The organism is Streptomyces omiyaensis, assembly GCF_014650895.1.
GTDB lineage: Bacteria > Actinomycetota > Actinomycetes > Streptomycetales > Streptomycetaceae > Streptomyces > Streptomyces omiyaensis.
In genome coordinates this window covers 37,297-56,647 of record NZ_BMVV01000030.1, presented here as the reverse complement: position 1 = coordinate 56,647, position 19,351 = coordinate 37,297, and the positions used below count along the sequence as shown (strand labels likewise).

Annotated in this window: 14 protein-coding genes; 8 read left to right on the top strand and 6 right to left on the bottom strand. The window is 70.9% G+C overall.

Translation table 11 applies throughout. The features are described from left to right. Entirely contained in the window at positions 1 to 1,434 is a 1,434-nt protein-coding gene (locus IE287_RS32760) for an amino acid permease (protein ID WP_189852888.1), read from the top strand. Here the strand turns inward: IE287_RS32760 and IE287_RS32755 are convergent. The 3 genes from IE287_RS32755 to IE287_RS32745 form a co-directional block, all read right to left on the bottom strand. Then, positions 1,388 to 1,867: an ATP-binding protein gene (locus IE287_RS32755; RefSeq protein WP_189852887.1), complete on the bottom strand. Its 480-nt coding sequence runs from the start codon at positions 1,865 to 1,867 to the stop codon at positions 1,388 to 1,390. The genes IE287_RS32760 and IE287_RS32755 overlap by 47 nt on opposite strands. A gap of 299 nt (positions 1,868 to 2,166) precedes the next feature. Then, positions 2,167 to 2,988, bottom strand: coding sequence for a PaaX family transcriptional regulator (locus tag IE287_RS32750; protein WP_189852886.1), 822 nt, complete (start codon positions 2,986 to 2,988; stop codon positions 2,167 to 2,169). 9 nt (positions 2,989 to 2,997) lie between these two features. Beyond that, the gene (locus IE287_RS32745) at positions 2,998 to 4,671 is read right to left on the bottom strand and encodes an AMP-binding protein (protein WP_189852885.1); all 1,674 of its coding nucleotides are present in this window, start codon (positions 4,669 to 4,671) and stop codon (positions 2,998 to 3,000) included. 405 nt (positions 4,672 to 5,076) lie between these two features. On the opposite strand from IE287_RS32745, the gene IE287_RS32740 reads away from it, so the two are divergent. After that, positions 5,077 to 6,633 carry an MFS transporter gene (locus IE287_RS32740; protein WP_229883882.1) on the top strand — a complete coding sequence of 519 codons (1,557 nt, stop codon included), beginning with the start codon at positions 5,077 to 5,079 and terminating at the stop codon, positions 6,631 to 6,633. 75 nt (positions 6,634 to 6,708) lie between these two features. Here IE287_RS32740 and IE287_RS32735 read toward each other — a convergent pair whose 3' ends face one another. After that, entirely contained in the window at positions 6,709 to 8,238 is a 1,530-nt protein-coding gene (locus IE287_RS32735; protein WP_189852884.1) for a helix-turn-helix domain-containing protein, read from the bottom strand. Between the two features lie 95 nt (positions 8,239 to 8,333). Then, on the bottom strand, positions 8,334 to 8,693 hold the full coding sequence (locus IE287_RS32730; protein WP_189852883.1) for a VOC family protein: 360 nt from the start codon (positions 8,691 to 8,693) through the stop codon (positions 8,334 to 8,336). Positions 8,694 to 9,110: 417 nt separating this feature from the next. On the opposite strand from IE287_RS32730, the gene acnA reads away from it, so the two are divergent. Continuing rightward, a complete protein-coding gene (gene acnA / locus IE287_RS32725; RefSeq protein WP_308436906.1) occupies positions 9,111 to 11,825 on the top strand; it encodes an aconitate hydratase AcnA in 2,715 nt (904 codons plus the stop codon). 90 nt (positions 11,826 to 11,915) lie between these two features. On the opposite strand, the gene IE287_RS32720 is transcribed toward acnA, so the two are convergent. Beyond that, positions 11,916 to 12,836 (bottom strand): FG-GAP-like repeat-containing protein, encoded by a 921-nt coding sequence (locus IE287_RS32720; RefSeq protein ID WP_189852881.1) that lies wholly within the window; start codon positions 12,834 to 12,836, stop codon positions 11,916 to 11,918. Positions 12,837 to 13,344: 508 nt separating this feature from the next. Here IE287_RS32720 and ngcE point away from each other — a divergent pair. From ngcE to IE287_RS32695, 5 genes are all read left to right on the top strand, one after another. Continuing rightward, positions 13,345 to 14,790, top strand: a complete 1,446-nt coding sequence (gene ngcE, locus IE287_RS32715) for an N-acetylglucosamine/diacetylchitobiose ABC transporter substrate-binding protein (protein WP_189852880.1) — start codon at positions 13,345 to 13,347, stop codon at positions 14,788 to 14,790. A 102-nt stretch (positions 14,791 to 14,892) separates the two neighbouring features. Continuing rightward, complete coding sequence (locus IE287_RS32710; RefSeq protein ID WP_189852879.1) at positions 14,893 to 15,822, top strand: carbohydrate ABC transporter permease; 930 nt, start codon at positions 14,893 to 14,895, stop codon at positions 15,820 to 15,822. Next, positions 15,822 to 16,754 carry a carbohydrate ABC transporter permease gene (locus IE287_RS32705; RefSeq protein WP_189852878.1) on the top strand — a complete coding sequence of 311 codons (933 nt, stop codon included), beginning with the start codon at positions 15,822 to 15,824 and terminating at the stop codon, positions 16,752 to 16,754. The genes IE287_RS32710 and IE287_RS32705 overlap by 1 nt, the downstream gene beginning before the upstream one ends. A gap of 159 nt (positions 16,755 to 16,913) precedes the next feature. Further along, positions 16,914 to 18,125: an ROK family transcriptional regulator gene (locus tag IE287_RS32700; protein ID WP_189852877.1), complete on the top strand. Its 1,212-nt coding sequence runs from the start codon at positions 16,914 to 16,916 to the stop codon at positions 18,123 to 18,125. Positions 18,126 to 18,247: 122 nt separating this feature from the next. Further along, positions 18,248 to 19,312: a sugar ABC transporter substrate-binding protein gene (locus tag IE287_RS32695; RefSeq protein ID WP_189852876.1), complete on the top strand. Its 1,065-nt coding sequence runs from the start codon at positions 18,248 to 18,250 to the stop codon at positions 19,310 to 19,312. Positions 19,313 to 19,351 lie beyond the last annotated feature (39 nt).

Genomic DNA, 19,351 nt, shown 5'->3' with positions numbered 1-19,351 from the left:
ATGTCTTCGCGGATCAAGTCCCCCCGGCAGCTGATCGCCGAGTCCGGCGCCGACCTCGAGGGGCACAGCCTCAGACGCACCATGGGCCTCTTCCAGCTCGTGTGCTTCGGCGTCGGGGCGATCGTCGGCACCGGCATCTTCGTCGGCCTCGCCGACAGCGTCGCCGAGGCGGGGCCCGCGGTCGTCGTCTCCTTCGTCCTCGCCGCGATCACCTGCGTCTTCACCGCCTTCTCCTTCGCGGAGCTCGGGGGCGCGATCCCGGTCTCCGGATCCTCCTACTCCTTCGCCTACGCGAGCCTCGGCGAGCGGGCCGCCTTCCTCGTCGGCTGGTGCCTGCTCCTGGAGTACGGCGTCTCCGTCTCCGCGGTCGCCGTCGGCTGGAGCCAGTACCTCGACGAACTCCTCCACGGCCTCACCGGCCTCCGGCTGCCCGACGCGCTCGCCGCCGGCCCCGCCGAGGGCGGCGTGATCAACCTGCCCGCGGTGGTCGTCATCCTCATGGCCGCGACCCTCCTGGTCAGGGGCGTGCGCGAGAGCGCCCGGGCCACCGCCGCCATGTCGATCCTCAAGATCGGCATCCTGGTCGCCTTCTGCGCGATCGGCTTCTCCGCCTTCCAGGCCGGGCACCTCTCCCCGTTCGCCACCGAGGGCATGGGCGGCATCACCGCCGGCGCCTCGGTCGCCTTCTTCTCGTACATCGGCTTCGACGCCATCACCACCGCCGGCGAGGAGGTGAAGAACCCGCGCCGGAACATCCCGCTCGCCATCCTGATCTGCATCGGCGTCGTCACCGTGCTCTACTGCGCGGTCGCCCTCGCCGCGATCGGCGCCCTCGGCGCCGAGGAGGTCGCCGACAAGCCCGCCGCGCTCTCCCTCGTCGTGGACCAGGTCACCGGCTCCTCCGTCGGCGGCGGGATCATCGCCTTCGGCGCGGTCGTCGCCATCGCCTCCGTCGTCCTCGCCGTGATGTACGGCCAGACCCGCATCCTGATGGCGATGTCCCGCGACGGCCTGATGCCCCGCGTCTTCGAACGGGTCTCCCCGAAGACCTCCACCCCCGTCGCCAACACCTGGATCGTCGCCGCGGTCTTCGCCGTCCCCGCCGCCTTCGCCCCGCTCGACGTGGTCGTCGGCCTCACCACCATCGGCACCCTGGCGATCATGGTCGTGGTCAACCTCGCGGTGATCGTGCTGCGCCGCCGCGAACCAGGCCTCGGCCGTTCGTTCAGGGTCCCGCTCTACCCGGCGAGCCCGGTCCTCGGCATCGGCTTCTGCCTCTACCTCATCTGGGGCACCGGCTGGCGGACCTGGCTGGTCTTCGCCTGCTTCCTGGTCGCCGGGTCCGTGCTGTACGCGGTCTACGGGCGCCGCCGCTCGCGCCTCGCGCTCACGTCCGCGACCGACGCCGCTGGAGGGGCACCCGGGGGAGCGTGAACCAGACCGCCTTCCCGCGCGCGGTCGGGCGGTGGCCGCAGTCGCTGCTGAGCGCCCGGATCAGCAGCAGGCCCCGGCCGTGCTCCTGCCAGGGGTCCACCTCGACGCCCGGATCCGGGCAGAGCGGCTCCCCCGGGCGGGCCGGATCGGGGTCGTGCACCTCGATCTGACAGCCGCCCGGCGCCGCCAGCACCTCCACGACCAGCTCGATCGGCCCGTCCCCCGAGGTGTGCTCGACGGCGTTCGCCACCAGCTCGGCGGTGAGCAGCTCCGCCGTGTCGCGGTCCGGCCGGCCCGCCGCGGCGGGCTCGATCTCGCCGAGGGCGGTCCGGACCAGGGCGCGGGCGAGGGGCACCGCGGCGGTCGTACGGGGCAGCCGGACGCGCCGGCAGGCGGAGGGTCCGGCACTCGCGGGGCCGGTGACGTCGGGCATGGGGGCGGGCTCCCTTTGCCGTGTGGGGGAGGGGGAGGGCAGGAGGAGGGGACGGACGACGGGGAACGGGGGCGGGGGCCACCCGAGACGTCCTGGTTTCGACTCTATAAGGGGCGTCCCGCCGGCCTCAGAGGCACCCCTCCCGACCTCACCGGGTCGCAGGCCCCGCCGCCCCGGGACCTTCGGGCGGACCGCGAGGGGCCCACCGGGTCCCGGAGGTCCCGGAAGCCCCGGAGGGTCCCGCGAGTCCCGCGGAGGCCCCCGAGGGGTCCTAGAGGCCCCTGAGCCCCCGAGGGGGCCTAGAGGTCCTTCTCCACCGTCCGGACGTACTCCGCGCCCCGCTCCCACAGCAGCGCGTGCAGCTCCGCGAAGACCTCCGCCGAGCGCCGGCCCGGCCAGCCCCCGGGCAGCAGCTCGGACGGCAGCACCGGGTCCGCGTACGGCAGCCGGCGCCAGGCGTCGAGGGTGAGGAGGTAGTCCCGGTAGGCGTCCTCCGCCGTGCCCGGGGCATCCCGCCAGGCCGCCAGGACCGGCGCGTGAGAGGCCAGGAACTCCTCGTGCAGCGCCGCGATCGCCGGCAGGTCCCACCAGCGGGCCACCGCCTCCGCCGTCGCCGCGTACCCCAGGTGGTCGCCGCGGAAGAAGTCCACGTACGAGGAGAGCTCCAGCCGCTCCAGGGCGTTGCGCGTCTCCTCGTAGTGCCGGGCCGGGGCGATCCACACGCCCGGCGCCGCCGTCCCGAAGCCGAGCCGGCCGAGGCGGGAGCGCAGCAGGTGCCGCTTGTGCCGCTCCTGCTCCGGCACCGAGAAGACGGCGAGGACCCAGCCGTCCGACAGCGACGGCTCGGTCCGGGCGTAGATCCGCCGGTCGCCGTCCTCCAGGAGGCGCCTGGCGTCGTCGGAGAGCGCGTAGCCGGCCGAGCCGTCGGGGGTCCGGCGGGCCAGCAGCAGCCCGCGCCGCTTCAGGCGGGAGACGGAGGAGCGCACCGAGGGGGCGTCCACGCCGACGGCCGCGAGCAGCCGGATCAGCGCGGCCACCGGCATCGGCGTCTCCGCGGTCGGACGGCCGTAGGCGCCGTAGAGCGAGACGATCAGGGAACGGGGGGTGTGCTGCTCGGCCACGTGATCACTTTAGGCCGTGCGGGGCGGACCGGCGGCCCCGCTCCCGTCCGGCCCGTGCTCCGGCCGGTCGCGCAGCCGGTGGCGCTGGAGCTTGCCGCTGGCGGTGCGGGGGAGCGCGTCGACGAAGACGACCGCGCGGGGGGACTTGTACGGGGCGAGCCGGGCGCGGACGAAGGAGCGCAGCGCGGCGGCGGTGGCCGCGTCGCGCGGCACCCCCTTCCGCACCACCGCGTAGGCGACGACGGCCTGGCCGCGCACCGGGTCCGGGCGGCCGACGACCGCCGTCTCGACGACGTCCGGATGGGCCAGCAGGACCTCCTCCACCTGGGGGCCGGCGATGGTGTGCCCGGCCGAGACGATCATGTCGTCGGCGCGGGAGACGTAGCGGAACCGGCCGTCGGGCTCGCGGACGTACCGGTCGCCGGTGAGGTTCCAGCCGTGGCGGACGTACTCCGTCTGCCGGCCGTCGGCCAGATAGCGGCAGCCGACCGGGCCGCGGACGGCGAGCAGCCCCTCCCGCCCGTCCGGCACCGGCCGCCCGTCCGGGCCCAGGACGGCGGCCTGCCAGCCGGGCACCGGCCGGCCGGTGGTGCCGGGGAGGCTGTCGGCGTCGGCGGCCGCGACGAAGATGTGCAGCAGCTCGGTGGCGCCGATGCCGTTGATGAGCCGGAGGCCGGTCCGGGCGTACCAGGCGGTCCACACCGCGTCCGGGAGGTGCTCGCCGGCCGAGACGCAGCGCCGCAGCGAGGAGAGGTCGGCGTCGGACCCCCCGTCGAGCAGGCGGAGCATCATCCGGTAGACGGAGGGGCCGCTGAAGAGCACCGAGACCCGGTGCCGGCCGATCTCCGCGAGCAGCTGCTGGGGTCCCGCCCGGTCGAGCAGGACGGCGCTGGCCCCGGCGCGCAGCGGGAAGACCAGCAGGCCGCCGAGGCCGAAGGTGAAGGCGAGCTGCGGGGAGCCGGCGAAGACGTCGTCCGGGCGGGGCCGCAGGACGTGGGCGGAGAAGGTGTCGGCGGCGGCCAGCACGTCCCGGTGGAAGTGGACGCAGCCCTTGGGACGGCCGGTGGTGCCGGAGGTGAAGGCGATCAGCGCCACGTCGTCGGCGGCCGTGTCCGCCGCCCGGTAGGGGCCGGGGGAGCGGCGCCCGGCGAGGGCGAGGAGGTCGCCGGGCCCGTCACCGCCGTACGGGACGATCTCCAGGCCCGGCACGCCGGCGGCCCGCAGCTCGTCCAGGGAGCCCGCGTCGCACAGCGCGAGCGAGCAGGAGGCCGTCCCGGCGGCGAAGGCGAGCTCGGCGGCCCGCTGCTCCGGCGGGACGGAGACCGCGATCCCGCCGGCCTTCACGACGGCGAGCCAGCAGGCGGCGAGCCAGGGCGAGGTCGGCCCGCGCAGCAGCACCCGGTTGCCCGGCCGCAGCCCGAGGCCGCCGCTGAGCGCGTGCGCTATCCGGTCCACCCGCTCGCGCAGCTCGCCGTAGCTCCAGCTGCCGCCCTCCCCGTCGTGGAAGGCGGGCCGGCCGGCGCCGAACCGCACGGTCGTGGTGTCGACCAGTTCGGCGGCGCAGTTGAGCCGTTCGGGGTAGGTCAGGCCCGGCAGCTCGAAGACCAGCCGGGGCCACTGGGCGACCGGCGGGAGCCGGTCGCGGGCGAAGGGGTCGGCGTGTCCGGACGGCGTCAGCTCCATGGGTCCGCCCCTTCCCGCCCGGGTCCGTGCCGCGGCGGCCCCGCGGCGCCGCTCGGCGCCACCGCCCGCGCCCGCACGCGCACCGGCACGGACGCCGACGTCCGGGCCCGCGCCGGCACGGGTGCCGGCTCCCATGCCCGCGCGGACGCGCACGCCGACGTCCGGGCCCGCGCCGACGCCACACGCCGTCCGGGACGCCCAGGGGCGCCGAGGAATCCCCACATGCCCGCATTCTCACCCGATACGGGGCGAAACGGCCCGGCGGGGCGGCACGCGGCCGCGAACTGGGGGGAGCGGGGCGCGCCTTGATCGACTGGTCGGCACAGGAGGCCGGGCTTAGGGTCGAAAGGTGGACCGACCGGCCCGCGACCCCGGCGGTGAGGGCGCGACGCGCCATGAGCGAACATGACTAGCGGTACACCGAAGCCGACGACCCCGACAGCGAAGGCACCGGCATCCGGTGGCGACGGCAAGGGCATCGCCCTCTTCGTCATCGCCTCCTGTCAGCTGATGGTCGTCCTCGACATCACCATCGTCAACATCGCGCTCCCGCACATCCAGAGCGCCCTCGACTTCTCGACCACCAGCCTCTCCTGGGTGGTCAACGCCTACACGCTGACCTTCGGAGGCCTGCTGCTGCTCGGCGGCCGGGCGGGCGACATCCTCGGCAGGCGCCGGGTGTTCATCTTCGGCGTGCTGCTCTTCGGACTGGCGTCGCTCTTCTGCGGCCTGGCACAGAGCGAGTGGCAGCTCCTCGCGGCCCGCGCCCTGCAGGGCGTCGGCGGCGCCATCGCCTCGCCGACCTCGCTCTCCCTGATCACGACCACCTTCGACGAAGGGCCGGAGCGCAACCGGGCGTTCGGCGTCTTCGCCGGCGTCTCGGCCGGCGGCGGCGCGATCGGCCTGGTGGCGGGCGGCATGCTCGTCGAGTGGCTCGACTGGCGCTGGATCTTCTTCGTCAACGTGCCGATCGCCCTGCTCATCGCCTTCCTGACGCCTCGCCACGTCAAGGAGTCGGAGCGCCATCCGGGTCACTTCGACCTGCTCGGCGCGCTGACCTCGACGCTCGGCATGGTGGCGCTGGTGTACGGCTTCATCAGGGCCGCGCAGGAGGGCTGGCGCGACCCGTACACGATCGGCTCGTTCTGCGCGGCGGTCGTGCTCCTGGTCCTCTTCGTCTTCGTGGAGCGCCGCTCCCAGCAGCCCATCACCCCGCTCCACATGTTCGCCGACCGCAACCGCTCCGGCACCTACGTGATCATGCTCTGTCTGGCGGCGGCCATCTTCGGCATGTTCTTCTTCCTCACGCTCTTCGTCCAGCAGGTGCTGGGGTTCAGCCCCCTGGAGGCGGGCCTGGCCTTCCTCCCGGTGAGCGCGATCATCGCGGTCGGCGCGGGCCTCACCTCGAACCTGCTGCCCCGCTACGGCCCGAAACCCTTCATGGTGACCGGCTCGGTCCTCACGGCGGTCGGCCTCTCCTGGCTGACGCTGACCGACGTCCACTCCACCTACGTCGGCAGCATCCTCGGCCCGATCCTCGTCTTCGGCCTCGGCATGGGCCTGATGTTCGTCTCCCTCACCATCATGGCCCTCTCGGGAGTCGAGCCGCGCGAGTCCGGCGCGGCCTCCGGCCTCCTCAACGCCATGCAACAGGTGGGCGGTTCCCTCGGCCTCTCCATCCTCGTCACCGTCTTCGGCACCGCGAGCCGCAACGAGGCCGAGACCCAGGTCCCCGACTTCCTCTCCCAGGCCGGCCCCCTGGAGAAGGCCCGCTTCGCCGAGACCGGCCAGCTCCCGCCCCCCTGGGCCGACCAGGTCCTCACCTCCGGCGTCTCCGCCGGCTTCGTCACCGCCGCGATCTTCGCCGTGGTGAGCGCCCTGGTGGCCGTCATCGTCATCAAGGTCCGCCCCTCCGACATCGAACGCCTCAAGGGCGGCGGAGCGATGATGCCGGGCGGCTGAGACCCGCCCGCCCCCGTACGCGTGAAGGCCCCGCCGTCCGTGCGGGGCCTTCACGTACGTGCGTACCGGCAGGGCTCAGATGTCCCGGAAGATCTCGATCTGGGCGCCCACCGAGTTGAGGCGCTCGGCCAGGTCCTCGTAGCCGCGGTTGATGACGTAGACGTTGCGCAGGACGGAGGTGCCCTCGGCGGCCATCATCGCGAGGAGGACGACCACGGCGGGGCGGAGGGCGGGCGGGCACATCATCTCGGCGGCGCGCCAGCGGGTGGGGCCCTCGACCAGGACGCGGTGGGGGTCGAGGAGCTGGAGGCGGCCGCCGAGGCGGTTGAGGTCCGTCAGGTAGATGGCCCGGTTGTCGTAGACCCAGTCGTGGATGAGGGTCTGGCCCTGGGCGGTGGCGGCGATGGCCGCGAAGAAGGGGACGTTGTCGATGTTGAGGCCCGGGAAGGGCATCGGGTGGATCTTGTCGATCGGCGCCTCCAGCTTGGAGGGGCGGACCGTCAGGTCGACCAGGCGGGTGCGGCCGTTGTCGGCGGCGTACTCGGCCGAGCGGTCGTGGTCGAGGCCCATCTCCTCCAGGACGGCGAGCTCGATCTCCAGGAACTCGATCGGGACCCGGCGGATCGTCAGCTCCGACTCGGTGACGACGGCGGCGGCGAGGAGGCTCATCGCCTCGACCGGGTCCTCGGAGGGGGAGTAGTCGACGTCCACGTCGATCTCCGGGACGCCGTGCACGGTCAGGGTGGTGGTGCCGACGCCGTCGACGCGGACGCCCAGCGCCTCCAGGAAGAAGCAGAGGTCCTGGACCATGTAGTTGGAGGAGGCGTTGCGGATGACGGTGACGCCGTCGTGGCGGGCCGCGGCCAGCAGCGCGTTCTCGGTCACCGTGTCGCCGCGCTCGGTCAGGACGATCGGGCGGTCGGGGGAGACGGCGGTCTCGACCTGCGCGTGGTAGAGCCCCTCGGTCGCGGTGATGTCCAGGCCGAAGCGGCGCAGCGCGATCATGTGCGGCTCGATCGTGCGCGTGCCGAGGTCGCAGCCGCCGGCGTACGGCAGCCTGAAGCGGTCCATGCGGTGCAGCAGCGGGCCGAGGAACATGATGATGGAGCGGGTGCGGATGGCGGCCTCGGCGTCGATGGACTCCATGTCCAGCTCGGCCGGCGGCACGATCTCCAGGTCCACGCCGTCGTTGATCCAGCGGGTGCGGACGCCGATGGAGTTGAGCACTTCGAGGAGGCGGAAGACCTCCTCGATGCGGGCGACCCGGCGCAGCACGGTGCGGCCCTTGTTGAGGAGGGTGGCGCAGAGCAGGGCGACGCAGGCGTTCTTGCTGGTCTTGACGTCGATGGAGCCGGAGAGCCGGCGGCGGCCGACGACGCGGAGGTGCATCGGGCCGGCGTAGCCCAGGGACACGATCTCGCTGTCGAGCGCCTCGCCGATGCGGGCGATCATCTCAAGGCTGATGTTCTGGTTGCCGCGCTCGATGCGGTTGACCGCGCTCTGGCTGGTGGCCAGGGCCTCGGCGAGCTGCGTCTGGGTCCAGCCGCGGTGCTGCCGTGCGTCACGGATGAGCTGGCCGATGCGTACGAGGTAGTCGTCTGCCATGGCGTCACGTTATCTCAGATATGAGATGCGGCGATCATCGAGTGGGGCAGTCGGGTGACGTGTCGTGACATATCGGCCTCTATGCCCTTTTCTGGCTAGGAGGGGAGGTCGAGTGCCGTGGGGTGCCGCGGCTCGTAGAGGGGGAGCTCCGTGCCGCTCGGCAGCCGCACCGCGGCGAGCAGCCCCCACCCCTGGTCGCTGATGGCCCGTGAGATCTCGGCGCCCTTGTCCTCCAGGGCGGTGAGGGTGCGGGTGAGGTCCTCGCACATCAGATAGACCTCGGGCCGGGTCCCGCCCTCCTCGGCGGGGTGGACGGCCACCTCGGCGGGTGGCAGCCGGAAGACCAGCCAGCCCCGCCCCGCGTCCACGTGCGGGAAGCCGGCCACGTCCCTGAGGAAGGTCCGGTCGGCCTCGGCGTCCCGGCTGTAGAGGGTGATGTGCGCGCCGCTGAACATGGACCGATCCTCGGCCCGGCCCCGGGGGGCGGCAAGGCGTGCGGGCCGGACGGGTGGCCGGGCCGCGGAGGGACGGGGCCGGGTCGCGGGCAGGGGGGGCGGGGTGCGGGCGGGGGAGGGAGGGCGGTGCCCCGCCGGTGCGCCCCGTGGCGCGTCCCGCCGGTGTGCCCCGTGGCGCGTCCCGCCGGTGCGGCGCGGGCGCGCGTCGGCGGCGCCACGCGAGATCCCGGGGCGCCCGGGCATGACCGACGGCCGGGGATGCACTAGAGTTATCTCGACATCGAGATAACTGCTTACGGCGCACCGTGGCCGCCTGAATGGTAAGGGTTACCTAACTTAGCCTTACCTTAGCGGATCGGCGAGGAGCCGTGGCGGCAGCATGACGGTAGTACGCGCACATTGATGAAGGAGACTGTCGTGTCGGCGAACAGCTTCGACGCCCGCAGCACGCTGCGCGTGGGCGACGAGTCGTACGAGATCTTCAAGCTGGACAAGGTCGAGGGCTCCGCGCGCCTCCCTTACAGCCTGAAGGTCCTCCTGGAGAACCTGCTCCGCACCGAGGACGGCGCGAACATCACCGCCGACCACATCCGGGCGCTCGGCGAGTGGGACTCGCAGGCCCAGCCGAGCCAGGAGATCCAGTTCACGCCGGCGCGCGTGATCATGCAGGACTTCACCGGTGTCCCCTGCGTCGTCGACCTCGCCACCATGCGCGAGGCCGTCGCGGCGCTCGGCGGCGACCCGGCGAAGATCAACCCGCTCTCCCCGGCCGAGATGGTCATCGACCACTCCGTCATCGCCGACAAGTTCGGCACCAACGACGCCTTCGCGCAGAACGTCGAGCTGGAGTACGGCCGCAACAAGGAGCGCTACCAGTTCCTGCGCTGGGGCCAGACCGCCTTCGACGACTTCAAGGTCGTCCCCCCGGGCACCGGCATCGTCCACCAGGTGAACATCGAGCACCTGGCCCGCACGGTCATGGTCCGCAACGGCCAGGCCTACCCCGACACCCTCGTCGGCACCGACTCCCACACCACCATGGTCAACGGCCTCGGTGTGCTCGGCTGGGGCGTCGGCGGCATCGAGGCCGAGGCCGCCATGCTCGGCCAGCCGGTCTCCATGCTGATCCCGCGCGTCGTCGGCTTCAAGCTGACCGGCGAGCTGCCCACCGGCACCACCGCCACCGACCTGGTGCTCACCATCACCGAGATGCTGCGCAAGCACGGCGTCGTCGGCAAGTTCGTCGAGTTCTACGGCGAGGGCGTCGCCGCCACCTCGCTCGCGAACCGCGCCACCATCGGCAACATGTCGCCGGAGTTCGGCTCCACCGCCGCGGTCTTCCCGATCGACGACGAGACCCTGAACTACCTCAAGCTCACCGGCCGCTCCGAGCAGCAGGTCGCGCTCGTCGAGGCGTACGCCAAGGAGCAGGGCCTCTGGCTGGACCCGAAGGCCGAGCCCGACTTCTCCGAGAAGCTGGAGCTCGACCTCTCCACGGTCGTCCCGTCGATCGCCGGCCCGAAGCGCCCGCAGGACCGCATCGTCCTCGCGAACGCCGCCGAGCAGTTCGCCCAGGACGTGCGCAACTACGTCGACTCGGTCGACGAGGCGGGCCAGGAGTCCTTCCCGGCCTCCGACGCCCCGGCCGTCTCCAGCACGGTCCCGTCGAACCCGGTCGAGGTGACCGCCCCCGACGGCTCGACCTACACGCTCGACCACGGTGCGGTGACGGTCGCGGCCATCACCTCCTGCACCAACACGTCGAACCCGTACGTCATGGTCGCCGCCGCGCTCGTCGCGAAGAAGGCCGTGGAGAAGGGCCTGACCCGCAAGCCGTGGGTCAAGACCACCCTCGCCCCGGGCTCGAAGGTCGTCACCGACTACTTCGACAAGGCGGGCCTCACCCCGTACCTCGACAAGGTCGGCTTCAACCTCGTCGGCTACGGCTGCACCACCTGCATCGGCAACTCCGGCCCGCTGCCGGAGGAGGTCTCCAAGGCGGTCAACGACCACGACCTGGCCGTGACCTCGGTCCTCTCGGGCAACCGCAACTTCGAGGGCCGCATCAACCCCGACGTCAAGATGAACTACCTGGCGTCCCCGCCGCTGGTCGTCGCGTACGCCCTCGCGGGCTCCATGAAGGTGGACATCACCAAGGACGCGCTCGGCACCGACACCGAGGGCAACCCGGTCTTCCTCAAGGACATCTGGCCCTCCGAGGCCGAGGTGAACGACGTCGTCGCGCACGCGATCGGCGAGGACATGTTCGCCAAGTCCTACCAGGACGTCTTCGCCGGCGACGCCCAGTGGCAGGCGCTGTCGATCCCGACCGGCAACACCTTCGAGTGGGACGCCGAGTCGACCTACGTCCGCAAGCCCCCGTACTTCGAGGGCATGACGATGGAGACCACCCCGGTCACCGACATCACGGGCGCCCGCGTGCTCGCGAAGCTCGGCGACTCGGTCACCACCGACCACATCTCCCCGGCCGGTGCCATCAAGGCCGACACCCCGGCCGGCAAGTACCTCACCGAGCACGGTGTGGAGCGTCGCGACTTCAACTCCTACGGCTCGCGCCGTGGCAACCACGAGGTCATGATCCGCGGCACCTTCGCCAACATCCGCCTGCGCAACCAGATCGCGCCGGGCACCGAGGGCGGCTTCACCCGCGACTTCACCGTCGAGGGCGGGCCGGTGTCGTTCATCTACGACGCCTCGCAGAACTACCAGGCCGCCGGCACCCCGCTGGTCATCCTGGGCGGCAAGGAGTACGGCTCCGGCTCGTCCCGCGACTGGGCCGCCAAGGGCACCGCGCTCCTCGGCGTCAAGGCCGTCATCACCGAGTCGTACGAGCGCATCCACCGCTCCAACCTCATCGGCATGGGCGTCCTCCCGCTCCAGTTCCCGGCCGGCCAGTCGGCCGACTCGCTCGGCCTGACCGGCGAGGAGACCTTCTCCATCGCCGGCATCACCGAGCTGAACGAGGGCACCACCCCGAGCACGGTGAAGGTCACCACCGACACCGGTGTCGAGTTCGACGCGGTCGTCCGCATCGACACCCCCGGCGAGGCGGACTACTACCGCAACGGCGGCATCATGCAGTACGTGCTCCGCAACCTGATCCGCGGCTGACGCCCCTGATCCGGTAGCGCACGGGAAGGGCCCCGCTCCTCATGACGAGGAGCGGGGCCCTTCCTTCGTGCCGCGACGCGCGGGGCGGGATCAGAACAGGTAGCGGAAGCTGTTCCAGCCCGAGGTGCCGATCTTCACGCGGCCCGCGTACGGGTCCGTGGAGCTGCCCCGGCCCTTGTACAGGTAGAGCTCCCCGGCGGCGTTGCGGCCCACCAGGTCCGCGCGGCCGTCGCCGGTGAGGTCGCCCGAGGAGGCGAGCAGGTTGTACGTGTTCCAGCCCGTGCCGACGCGCACGCGGCCCGAGAACGGCGCCGTACGGCTGCCGGTGCCCTTGTAGAGCCACAGGACGCCGCTGCGGTCGCTCGCGACGATGTCGGCCTTGCCGTCGCCCGTCACGTCGCCCTTGCCGGCGATCTGGCTGTACTGGTTCCAGCCCGAGCCGATCCGGACGCGCTGGGTGAGCGCGCCGTTGCCGTAGCCCAGGTAGTGCCACAGGACGCCGGAGCCGTCACGGGCCAGCAGGTCGTCGGAGACGCCGCCACCGGTGTTGCCGGCCGAGAAGACCTTGTTGTAGGTGTTCCAGCCGCCACCGAGGTCGCGGATCGGGCCGCCCCAGTCGCCGTAGTTCAGACGCCCGTCGGAGCGGATCGCGTAGATGCCGTCGGAGCGGCGGTCGCCGTTCAGGTCGGGCTGCGTGAAGTGCTTGTACGAGGTCCAGCCCGTGCCGCTGTTGTTGGCGAGGCGCTGGATGCCGCCGTTGACCGGGGTGTAGCCCCAGATCGTGCCGGCGCTGTTCACGCCGTACAGGTTGTTGTAGGCCGACAGGGCGCTCGCCGCGAACGCCGAGGCGTTCCCCGAGTCCTTGGAGGCGAGCGCCGGGCCCGGCTCCGCCGCCATGGCGACCGTCGAGGTGCCGACGAGGGCCGCCGTCAGCGCCGCGACCGTGACACGGGCGAGCACGCCCGTGCGGTTCAGGCCAGAATTCTTGGCCACGTAGATCTCCAGATCCATGTCGGGAACAGGGTGGTACGAAGGCCACCGGACTCGGCCCGGTTCGGCGGGTTTTCCCCCGTTCCGCCCGCCCGGCGGCGACTCCGTACATGACAGGAAGACGGCATCCGCGACCGCGCGGTTCCGGCCGACCCGCAACTCCTTCGTCCCGCGCGTCCTCGACCTGTCCCCTTCGCCGGATTTCGAATGGACCATTCAGCTTGTGAACGCAGGCGGAGGGGCGCATTCCGGGTGGGCCGGACAGGCTTCCGCCGGAAGGTCCGGGGAAATCCCCGAGGTCTCAACTCGGGAAAGATGCCTGACGAATGCTGCTTTCGATCTTGCTCCGGTCGAGGGAAGTGGACTATACCTGTCGGCGTCCAGCCCGTCGGAAGCCTCCGGCGACGGCCCGACGCCTGCACGACCCAGCTGCAAATGACCGCGGTGGCGGGGCCCTTCGCCGGTGGCGAGACGAAGTACGGGCGACCGGTACACCGCCTGAGTCCTGAATGAAGGCGAGGACTTGAGCATGGGATCCACCTCCGCCCACTCGAACGAGGGCCTTGGCCGTCGCGATCTGATCAAGCGTTCTGCCGCTCTCGGTCTGATCTCCGTCCCGGCCATGGGCTTCCTTTCCGCCTGCGCGAGCGGTGGCGGCGAGACCAACGACAAGGTCGAGAAGGGCGTCAAGTCCGACAAGAACCCGCTCGGGGTCAATGAGTCGGCAGAGCTCGATTTCTTCCTCTTCGACGGCGGTTTCGGCCAGCAGTACGCCAAGGACGCGATCAAGCTCTACGAGCAGGCGTACCCGAAGGCCAAGGTCAAGTTCACCCCGACGCAGAAGATCACCACCGAGCTCCAGCCGCGGTTCAACGGCGGCAACCCGCCGGACCTCATCGACAACTCCGGCGCCGAGCAGATGGACATGGGCGTCCTCGTCGGCCAGAAGCAGCTCACCGACCTGACCCCGCTGCTCGACGCGCCCTCCGTGGACGACCCGAGCAAGAAGGTCCGCGACACCCTGCGCCCCGGCATCATCGAGATGGGCCAGTTCGACGGCCAGCCCTGCTGGATGCTCAACTACGCCTACACCGTCTACGGCGTGTGGTACTCGCAGAAGCTGCTCGACTCGCTCGACGCCAAGTACCCCGAGACCTGGGACGAGATGCTGGCCGTCTGCGAGAAGGCCAAGAAGAAGAACATCGCGCCCTGGACGTACGCGGGCAAGCACCCGTACTACCTGCCCTTCTCGCTCTACCCGATGATCGGCAAGGTCGGCGGCCGCGAGGTCCTCGACGCGATCGACAACCTGGAGCCGAAGGCCTGGGAGCACCCCGCCGTCAAGGCGTGTTTCGAGGCCTACTACGAGCTCCAGCGCAAGGGCTACATCCTCCAGGGCACCCCCGGCCTCGACCACATCCAGTCGCAGACCGCCTGGACCGAGGGCAAGGCGCTCTTCATCCCGAACGGCTCCTGGGTCGAGAACGAGGCCGCCAAGACCATGCCGGCCGACTTCGGCCTCGCGGTCTCCGCCCCGACCGGTCTGGACTCCTCGGACAAGATGCCCTTCGGCACCATCTGGGCGGCCGGCGGCGAGCCCTTCATCGTCCCGGCGAAGGCGAAGAACCCCGAGGGCGCCATGGAGCAGCTGCGCATCATGCTCAGCGAGGCCTCCTCCAAGAGCTTCACGCAGTCCGTGAAGTCGCTCAGCGCCCTCAACGGCGGCACCGACGGCATCGAGCTCTCCCCGGGCCTCAAGTCCGGTGTGGCGGCCCTGGAGAAGGCCGGCACCAACGTGGTCAACCCCCGCCTCCAGGACTGGTACGTGGCCCTGCAGAAGGAGAAGATCGGCGTCGCCGGCATCGGCGAGATGATGGCCGGCCGCGCCACCCCGGCCGAGACGATCAAGAAGATCCAGAAGTTCGCCGACGAGGCGGCCAAGGACCCGAACATCAAGCACTACAAGCACCAGTGAGCAGTGCCGGGGCCCCTTCCCGCCGACCGGGAGCGGGCCCCGGCTCCTCGGCGCGCGGCGCCGCGGCGCGCGCCCTTCGCCGGAGATCGGGGTCGGTTAGGAATGCAGCACGGCAAGTACCGTTTCATCGTGGGGTTCCTGGCGGTACCCCTGGCGCTGTACGCGCTCTTCGTCATCTGGCCGTTCGTCCAGTCCATCTACTATTCGCTGACCGACTGGACCGGCCTGAGTCCCGAATTCGGGTTCGTGGGGCTCGCCAACTACACCAGAATGCTGGACGACGAGATCTTCTGGAAGTCGCTCCAGCACAGCCTGACCTTCGCCGTCGTCCTTCCGCTGGTGACGGTCGGATTCGCCCTCTTCCTGGCGTTCATGCTGAATGTGGGCGGCCGCCGGAGGAAGGGAGCGGCGGTCACGGGCGTGCGCGGCTCCTCCTTCTACAAGATCGTCTATTTCTTCCCGCAGGTGCTGTCGATCGTCATCGTCGCCCTGCTCTTCCAGTTCGCCTACAACCCCAACAGCGGGGCGATCAATTCGGTCCTCAAGCTCGTCGGGCTCGGCAGCATCCAGCCCGACTGGCTCGGCGACCCGAACCTCGCCCTGATCTGCGTGATGGTGGTGCTGGTCTGGTCGACGGTCGGGTTCTTCGTGGTGCTGTTCTCGGCGGGCATGGCGTCCATTCCGCGTGATTTCTACGAGGCCGCGCTGCTCGACGGCGCCAGCCGCTTCACCACGTTCTTCAAGATCACCCTTCCGCTGCTCTGGGACACCGTGCAGTCGGGGTGGATCTACATGGGCATCCTCGCGCTCGGCGCGGAGTCCTTCGCGGTCGTGCAGATCATGACCGTCGGCCCCAACGGCGGCGGGCCCGACTACTCGACCATCGTCATGCCGCTGTACGTGTACCAGAAGGCGTTCCGGGACGGTCAGGCCGCCTACGCCACGACCATCGGTGTCGCGCTCCTCCTCGTCACGCTCGCCTTCGCCGCGGTCGTGATGAAGCTGGGCCGGCGCGAGCGGCTGGAGTTCTGATGAAGACCACCGACACCCCGCCCACCGGGGACGCGACGATCCCCGCCCCCCGGGAGGGCCGGGACCCCGTGATCGGCGGGACCGCCGCGCCCGTGAAGGAGAAGCGCGAGGGCACCGTCCTCAACGTCTTCTCGCACGGCGTGCTGATCATCTGGGCGATCATGGTGGTGATGCCGCTGCTCTGGGCGGTCATGACCTCCTTCAAGACCGACCGGGCGATCTTCACCTCGCCCTGGTCGCTGCCGGACGCGCTGCACTTCGAGAACTGGTCGCGCGCCTGGACCCAGGCGCACATGAGCGAGTACTTCCTGAACACGATCGTGGTGGTCGGCGGCTCGCTCGTCGGCACCCTGCTGTTCGGCTCGATGGCGGCGTACGTGCTGGCCCGCTTCGAGTTCCCCGGGAACCGCTTCCTCTACTTCCTCTTCATCGGAGGGATGAGCTTCCCGATCATCCTGGCGCTGGTGCCGCTCTTCTACGTGATGCAGAACATGGCCCTGCTGAACACCCTGCACGGGCTGATCCTGGTCTACATCGCGTACTCGCTGCCCTTCACCGTCTTCTTCCTGACCGCCTTCTTCCGGACGCTGCCGACCTCGGTGGCGGAGGCGGCCTTCATCGACGGCGCCTCGCACACCCGCACCTTCTTCCAGGTGATGCTGCCGATGGCCAAGCCGGGCCTGATCAGCGTCGGCATCTTCAACTTCCTCGGCCAGTGGAACCAGTACCTGCTGCCGACCGTGCTCAACACCAACCCCGAGAACAAGGTGCTCTCGCAGGGGCTGGTGCAGCTCGCGGTCAGCCAGGGGTACAAGGGCGACTGGTCCGGACTCTTCGCCGGCCTGGTGATGGCGATGCTGCCGGTGCTCGCCGCGTACATCGTCTTCCAGCGGCAGGTGGTGGCCGGTCTCACCGCCGGTGCCGTGAAGTAGGGCGAACCCCCGTCGAGGGCCCCCGCGCGCGCAGGCGTGCGGGGGCCCTCGCGCGTCTCCGCACGCCCCCTGCCGTGTTCCGGGTCTTGACGGGAGTGAAGCCGAAAGCGTCCCCTTAGAGTTCACATGTTGGAGAAAACGGTGGGAGTGAGAGAGTCGATGGAGACTCCGGGGTCGCAGACGTCTCTGCACAGGGCCAATCTCGAGCGGGTCGTCCGGGCGGTCAGAATGGCCGGTTCGCTGACCCAGGCGGAGATCGCCCGGTCGACGGGACTGTCGGCGGCGACGGTGTCCAACATCGTCCGCGAGCTGAAGGACGGCGGGACGGTCGAGGTGACCCCCACCTCGGCGGGCGGCCGGCGGGCCCGCAGCGTGTCGCTCTCCGGCGACGCGGGCATCGTCATCGGCGTCGACTTCGGCCACACCCATCTGCGGGTCGCGGTCGGCAACCTCGCCCACCAGGTGCTCGCCGAGGAGGCCGAGCCGCTCGACGTGGACGCCTCCGCCGCGGAGGGCTTCGACCGGGCCGAGCGGCTGGTCAACCGGCTGATCGAGGCCACCGGCATCGGGCGCGACAAGGTGATCGGCGTCGGCCTCGGCGTGCCCGGCCCGATCGACGTATCCTCCGGGACGCTCGGCTCCACCTCGATCCTGCCGGGCTGGAGCGGGATCAACCCCGCCGAGGAGCTGTCCGCCCGCCTCGGGGTCCCCGTCCACGTCGACAACGACGCCAACCTCGGCGCGCTCGGCGAGCTGGTGTGGGGGAGCGGCCGGGGCGTCAGGGACCTGGCGTACATCAAGGTGGCCAGCGGGGTGGGCGCGGGGCTCGTGATCGACGGACGGGTCTACCGCGGCCCCGGCGGCACGGCCGGCGAGATCGGCCACATCACGCTCGACGAGTCGGGCCCGGTCTGCCGCTGCGGCAACCGCGGCTGCCTGGAGACCTTCACCGCGGCCCGGTACGTGCTGCCGCTGCTCCAGCCGAGTCACGGCCCCGACCTCACCATGGAGCGGGTGGTGCAGCTGGCGCGCGAGGGCGACCCCGGCTGCCGGCGGGTCATCGCCGACGTCGGACGCCACATCGGCAGCGGTATCGCCAACCTTTGCAATCTCTTGAACCCGAGCCGGGTCGTCCTCGGGGGCGACATCGCCGAGGCGGGGGAGCTGGTGCTCGCCCCGGTCCGCGATTCGGTCGGCCGGTACGCCATCCCGAGCGCCGCTCGCCAGCTCTCCCTTGTGCAGGGGGCCCTCGGCGGGCGGGCCGAGGTGCTGGGCGCGCTGGCTCTGGTGCTGAGCGAGATGGGCGATTCGACCCTGTTGGGGAGCTCGCTTCCGGCGGCCGTTCCGGCCTCCGCTCCCGCCTTCACTTAGAAAACAATAACCACCGTTGTCATCTCGTTAAGTTTTCACTTCTTGACGACGGTGTTGCGGCCGAGTTGACTTCGTGACACCTCGGCCGCACCGTCGCGGCCTCGTCAGGGAGGCAACCCCACATGAACGCAATGACTCGTCGTGTCGTCATAGGCTCGGCCGCGGTCTCGATGGCCCTCGCGCTCTCCGCCTGCGGTCAGGCCGGTGGCGGCGACGGGGAGGACAAGGGCAGCTCGACCAAGATCGGCCTGCTCCTGCCGGAGAACAAGACCGCGCGGTACGAGGCGCTGGACAAGCCGCAGTTCGAGAAGGCCGTCAAGGCCGCCTGCGGCGACTGCGAGGTCGTCTACAACAACGCCGTCTCCGACGTCGTGAAGCAGAAGCAGCAGTTCGACCAGCTCATCGCCGACGGCGTGAAGGTCATCGCGCTCGGCTCGGTCGACGCCGCCAAGTCCGCCGGCTGGGTCCAGGAGGCGAAGGGCAAGGGCGTCAAGGTCATCGCCTACGACCGCGCGATCCAGGGCGCCGACGCCTACGTCAGCCACGACAACAACAAGGTCGGCGAGCTCCAGGGCCAGGCGCTCCTCGCCGCCCTCGGCGACAAGGCCTCCTCCGCCCAGATCGTCATGATCAACGGCGACGAGAAGGACCCGAACGCGGGCCTCTTCAAGAAGGGCGCCCACACCGCGCTCGACGGCAAGGTCGGCAAGATCGCCTACGAGGCCTCCGGCGAGTGGGACCCGAAGGTCGCGGGCGAGAAGATGGCCGCCGCCATCTCCTCCGTCGGCAAGGACAAGATCGGCGCCGTCTACTCCGCCAACGACGGCATGGCGGGCGGCATCGTCACCTCCCTGGAGAACGCCGGCATCAAGGGCATCCCGGTCGGCGGCCAGGACGCCGAGGTCGCGGGCATCCAGCGCATCGTCGCCGGCACCCAGACCTTCACGATCTACAAGTCCCCGCTCCAGCTGGCCCCCGAGGCCGCCAAGTTCGCGGTCAACCTGCTCCAGGGCAAGGACCTCGGCGCCCAGGGCGAGACCGACGGCGTGAAGTCCACCCTCTTCGCCCCGGTCGTCGTCGACAAGGCCAACATCCAGTCCACGGTGATCCAGGACGGCATCTACAAGGCCGCCGACGTCTGCACCGCGGACCTCGCCGCCAAGTGCGCCGAGCTGGGCATCAAGTAGGCCCCCCCCGGAGCCCGGACCACCGGGCTCCACCCCTCC

Coding starts and splice junctions, on each gene's coding strand:
- IE287_RS32760 (WP_189852888.1), top strand. CDS start 1: ATGTCTTCGCGGATCAAGTCCCCCCGGCAGCTGATCGCCGAGTCCGGC.
- IE287_RS32755 (WP_189852887.1), bottom strand. CDS start 1,867: ATGCCCGACGTCACCGGCCCCGCGAGTGCCGGACCCTCCGCCTGCCGG.
- IE287_RS32745 (WP_189852885.1), bottom strand. CDS start 4,671: ATGGAGCTGACGCCGTCCGGACACGCCGACCCCTTCGCCCGCGACCGG.
- IE287_RS32740 (WP_229883882.1), top strand. CDS start 5,077: ATGACTAGCGGTACACCGAAGCCGACGACCCCGACAGCGAAGGCACCG.
- IE287_RS32735 (WP_189852884.1), bottom strand. CDS start 8,238: ATGGCAGACGACTACCTCGTACGCATCGGCCAGCTCATCCGTGACGCA.
- IE287_RS32730 (WP_189852883.1), bottom strand. CDS start 8,693: ATGTTCAGCGGCGCGCACATCACCCTCTACAGCCGGGACGCCGAGGCC.
- IE287_RS32720 (WP_189852881.1), bottom strand. CDS start 12,836: ATGGATCTGGAGATCTACGTGGCCAAGAATTCTGGCCTGAACCGCACG.
- ngcE (WP_189852880.1), top strand. CDS start 13,345: ATGGGATCCACCTCCGCCCACTCGAACGAGGGCCTTGGCCGTCGCGAT.
- IE287_RS32710 (WP_189852879.1), top strand. CDS start 14,893: ATGCAGCACGGCAAGTACCGTTTCATCGTGGGGTTCCTGGCGGTACCC.
- IE287_RS32705 (WP_189852878.1), top strand. CDS start 15,822: ATGAAGACCACCGACACCCCGCCCACCGGGGACGCGACGATCCCCGCC.
- IE287_RS32700 (WP_189852877.1), top strand. CDS start 16,914: ATGGAGACTCCGGGGTCGCAGACGTCTCTGCACAGGGCCAATCTCGAG.
- IE287_RS32695 (WP_189852876.1), top strand. CDS start 18,248: ATGAACGCAATGACTCGTCGTGTCGTCATAGGCTCGGCCGCGGTCTCG.